Consider the following 4,724-nt stretch of genomic DNA (forward strand, 5'->3'; position numbering starts at 1 on the left):
TTTTTGCAGTTTTGAGGATTTTATGCGGCCCGGGTTTTAGAGTACTCAGGTGTTTTGCCCAGTTATTCCCCTGTGCTGCTTTCACGGACCAAACCTTGATATTGTCGAGCTCAACCTGGCCGCCTTTAAAACCGGCAACTCCGAATCCGTCCTTTTCCGCATCGATGCTTGAATGCTTCCCATAGAGCTGTGGACCATGAGAAAATTGGATGAAAAACTCGTCACCCTTTACTTCAGCGAGAGCGTGATACCAGGTTCCGGATTTCAGCTTGAAAGACGCATCCTGATCGAGCTGAACAGATTCGCCATTGGCCATCAATTGGGCGCCTTCATTGCTCCAGCGAAGACGGGCTTTGTGGTGACCGAATTCAATGAAAGGGCATATGGCTGTTTCTTTCCCTCCCGTAAATTTTACAGAGAACTGTATGGCGAATTCATCCGGACAGGAAGGAATGGAAAGTCTGGGCTCAAAGCCTTGGTGGTCTTTTGCAGAGGCCTGAAACTCAGCAGAGGATGGAAGGCCTTTTAGCACGCCCTCTTTAATGGCCCACCGGGTGTGTTGGCGTTGTGACCAGTTTTCTTTTTCCAGTGTACGTGGATGGCTGAAGTCTTCTTCCAGGATTAGCTTATCCAATTGAACCATTTGAGGTTTCAGATCGGTCGCGACAAGCTGGATGAAAGATAAACCAAGAAGTATGGTAATTAGGGGAATGCCTGTTTTCATAATTACTTAGGGAAAGTAAAAAGGGTAAACTAGAGTTTTGTAATCTGCTTCTGCAAGTACCTAAACACGCTCCCGGGACTTGTAATTTGAGAGAGTTAACCACGGCTTACAAGAGCCCACTCCCGGGTTTTCAGCCAGATGCGGCCGTTTTGAAACAGTTTCAAAAGGAAGAAAAATCTATAGCTGGACAAAGTCGCTCACTTTCGCACACTGCTTCATTATGTCAGAACTACCCACTAATATACCTAACGATTCTTCTCCTACCATTTCCCGGCGAAAATTTGGGAAACTATCCGCCACGGCTGCTTCGGCTGCCTTCGGCTTTCAATTCATTCCCAGTGCCGCCTGGGGAAATTTAACCAAACCAACTCTGGTTGCCATTGGCGCTGGAGGAAAAGGTGATGCTGATACTCGTGGCTGCGTTGATGCCGGATTTGACCTTATCGGTCTGGTCGATGTGGTGGATGCCAAGAAAATTCCTGCAGCAGTAGCTGAAAAGAACAAGCGGCTTGGCTCTGTCGTGAAAGTCCGCGAACGCTACCCGAATGCCAGGTTTTGGACGGACTACCGCGAAATGATTTCCGAAATGGAGGGCAAGGTGGATGCAGTCACTGTTACACCCCCTGATCACCATCACTTTCACGCCTCAGCTATGGCGATGCAGGCTGGAATGCACGTCTATTGTCAAAAACCCCTCACTCATGGCATCTGGGAAGCACGTATGCTTGCTAAGATCGCTGCTGAAACCGGCGTAAAGACCCAGATGGGCAATCAGGCTCATGCTGAGGACCATATGCGCCGTTGCGTGGAACTCATTCGGGCTGGAATTATTGGTAAAGTGAGAGATGTCCATATCTGGACGAACCGCCCCATTTGGTCCCAAGGATTCGCAAAACCACCAGCCAAACAGCCCGTTCCAGATTGGATCGATTGGAAGCAGTGGGTGGGGCCCGCAGGGCACGTGGATTATAATGAAAATATCGCACCGTTCTCCTGGCGCGGATGGTGGGAATATGGAACGGGTGCTTTGGGCGATATGGCCTGCCACATTATGGACATGCCACACTGGGCTTTAATGCCAGGTGCTCCCAAGAACGTTCATGCCGAGCAATCGGGTGCTACCGATATTTCTCCTCCGATAAACTCAAAGATTACCTGGGAGTTTGAGCCTAACCAATATACCCATAGTCGTGGGGTTCGTTTCAATTGGTACGACGGCTACTTGGACGCGAAGTTTGATCCCAAAACCTGGAAACTGGTCAAGGGAAGCGAAGAGTACAACCATCCCTCAGCTGAGGTCTTGGATGGACGTCCTTTTGACGACTATGGTTGCGTAATCATAGGTGAAGAAGGAAAGATGTTTTTCCATCGTCACAATGAAAACTGGGTAGTGAATCCAACGGCAGTTGTGGATGGATTCACCTGGCCGGCTCAATCAATACCTCGTGCAACCAACGAGGAGAACTACGACGAGTTTTATGACGCCGTTGTTGGAAATATAGTCAAATGCCAATCCAATTTCGCCCACGCCGGACCGTTCACCGAAACGATTCTCCTAGGTGTTATCGCTCAGCGTTCGCCGAACGAAAAACTCGAGTGGGATGCCGAAGCGATGGAAATCAAAGGCAAGCCAGAGCTTAAGAAATACGTCCAACGCGAATACAGCAAGGGTTGGAAGTTCAAGGTCTGATAGGGCCGGTATTATTAAATTTCAAAGGGCGATTCTTTCTGAACGGAATCGCCCTTTTTTCATGCCAATATTTGAATGAGTGGTCAGGTTCGCTTCGATCCAAGATGCTTTGATATTGCGTAAAGGTATCAATCGAGGGCTTATTTAGAGATTAGCTATGACACATAAACAATTGTTACTTTCCATTTTGGGCCTGATGAGCCTTGTCGTTTCGGCACAATCGCAGCCGTTGAATATTGTTTACATTATGTCGGATGACCATGCCACCAACGCGATCAGCGCGTATGGCAGCCACCTGACTTCGGTTTTCAAAACGCCTAATATTGATCGCCTCGCAAAAGAGGGTATGCGGATGGACCGGACTTACTGCGTCAATGCCATATGCACGCCGAGTCGGGCTAGTATTTTGACCGGACAATACGGTCATATCAACGGGGTCAAGACGCTGGCAGATGCCATTCCTCCCGATGCTGTCAATGTGGCCGCGCTGTTGGGTGAAGGTGGTTATCAGACAGCACTCTTCGGCAAGTGGCATTTGCAAACCGAACCTTTTGGTTTCGATTATTGGAAAGTCGGGCCAGGACAAGGACGATATCACAATCCCACGTTTATTGAAAAGGGCTCTCCTTATGGCCCCAGAAAAGCTGGTGAGGTTGTCCAGGGTTATTACACCGATCTGGTGACTGACTATGCACTGGACTGGTTGAAGCATCGCCAGACTGATAAACCGTTTGCCCTCTTTCTGCATCACAAGGCCCCGCATGGTAAATGGGAGCCGGCGGATCGCCACCTCGATTTTTTGGAGGACGTTGAAATTCCGGAACCCGAAACACTCTGGGAAGACTTCAGCCATCGTTCCGAGGCCAGCCGCGATTACGGCACATCCATTTCCCATCGACTGGCTGATCGTCGCAACATGATTGACGATGTAACCAGTGATAATTGGCCAACCGAACAAGTGGATATGACCGGTATGACCGAAAAACAAAAAACCAAGGCGGCGTATCAGAAATACCTCAAGGACTACCTGCGTTGCGTCAAAGCCGTCGACGAAAACGTCGGACGGGTACTCGACTATTTGGATCAAGCCGGGCTCACTGAAAATACGCTTGTCGTCTACACTTCCGACCAGGGCATGTTTCTCGGCGAACATGACTATTTCGACAAACGGTGGATCTTTGAGGAGGCTTTTCGCATGCCTTTCCTCGCGCGTCTACCCGGCAGGATTCCTGCGGGAAGCACCACCGACGCCCTGTGCGCCAATATTGATTTTGCACCCACCCTACTCTACCTGGCAGAACTCCCGGTTCCCAGTTCTATGCAGGGAAAAAGTTTTCTGAAAATCCTGGAGACAGGAAAAGAACCCGATGACTGGCGCAAGTCGGTCTATTACCGTTACTGGATGCACCTCAATGGTCACCACATCCCCGGTCACTTTGGCGTGCGAACCGACCGCTACAAACTGATCTTCTTTTATGGACTTCCTCTTGGTGCCAGCGGTGCCGTTGATAAACAAACTCCGGCTGGCTGGGAGCTCTACGATTTGCAGAAAGACCCGCTAGAAGTTCATAATGTTTATGGCAACCTGGATTACCAGGCCGTCAGCAAAACTCTGAAGCTTGAGCTTCTGCGCTTGAAGGATGAATTCGGTGACAGCGACGAACCGTTTCCGGAGTTGAAAAAAGTGATCGCTGAGTCCTGGAACTGAGTTAGTAATCCAGTCGATGCGGACCGACTTGATCGTTGACATTCTCCTATATACAAGTATTCGTCATACTCGTTAAAACCACGTTAAAACCACGTTAAAACCACGTTAATACCAGGAAAATTCTTCCTCATCCGTCGATTCTGGAAATCGTCAAAAGACAGGCAGTATAAGAGGCTGATTGCTAATCGCAGCCGCTAGAGATATAATCAATCCATTGAAAGTAGAGGAAAAATCATGAGAAAAACCACCACTCCGTTAAATACGATGGCTCGAGCAGCGATCATCTTAGCCATTTTGCTGGCAATCAATTTTAAATCCTACGGCCAAGGCTTGGGCCTGGACATGGGTCATCCCAATGTACGAGCGGTTATTGCCGTCCAAAACGAGGTGACGTCGGATCTGATGAATACATCAGGTATCCTCGGCACTGCAGTCGGATTGAATGATAACAACACTACATCGCTCGTGGTTTATGTCGACCAGGACTCCCCCTCCCGGGTGGATATTGTCCGGTCATTGCCACCCCAAATTCGCGGCACGGTATTTTTATTTGGCACGGTGATTGACGAGCATTTGGAATGGGATACCTAGATCATGCTGGG

At 49.1% G+C, this 4,724-nt stretch carries 4 protein-coding genes; 3 read left to right on the forward strand and 1 reads right to left on the reverse strand.

What is annotated here, in order from left to right; all coding sequences use genetic code 11:
* On the reverse strand, nucleotides 1-724 hold a 724-nt coding region (locus O3C43_24675; protein ID MDA1069684.1), incomplete at its 3' end, for a hypothetical protein.
* A gap of 220 nt (nucleotides 725-944) precedes the next feature.
* On the opposite strand from O3C43_24675, the gene O3C43_24680 reads away from it, so the two are divergent.
* The 3 genes from O3C43_24680 to O3C43_24690 all read left to right on the forward strand — a co-directional run bounded on the left by O3C43_24680 (nucleotide 945) and on the right by O3C43_24690 (nucleotide 4,713).
* Entirely contained in the window at nucleotides 945-2,414 is a 1,470-nt protein-coding gene (locus O3C43_24680) for a Gfo/Idh/MocA family oxidoreductase (protein ID MDA1069685.1), read from the forward strand.
* A 157-nt stretch (nucleotides 2,415-2,571) separates the two neighbouring features.
* Nucleotides 2,572-4,122, forward strand: a complete 1,551-nt coding sequence (locus O3C43_24685) for a sulfatase (protein ID MDA1069686.1) — start codon at nucleotides 2,572-2,574, stop codon at nucleotides 4,120-4,122.
* A gap of 234 nt (nucleotides 4,123-4,356) precedes the next feature.
* Nucleotides 4,357-4,713 (forward strand): hypothetical protein, encoded by a 357-nt coding sequence (locus tag O3C43_24690; GenBank protein ID MDA1069687.1) that lies wholly within the window; start codon nucleotides 4,357-4,359, stop codon nucleotides 4,711-4,713.
* The last annotated feature ends 11 nt before the right edge of the window (nucleotides 4,714-4,724 follow it).

This window comes from Verrucomicrobiota bacterium (genome assembly GCA_027622555.1).
GTDB lineage: Bacteria > Verrucomicrobiota > Verrucomicrobiia > Opitutales > UBA2995 > UBA2995.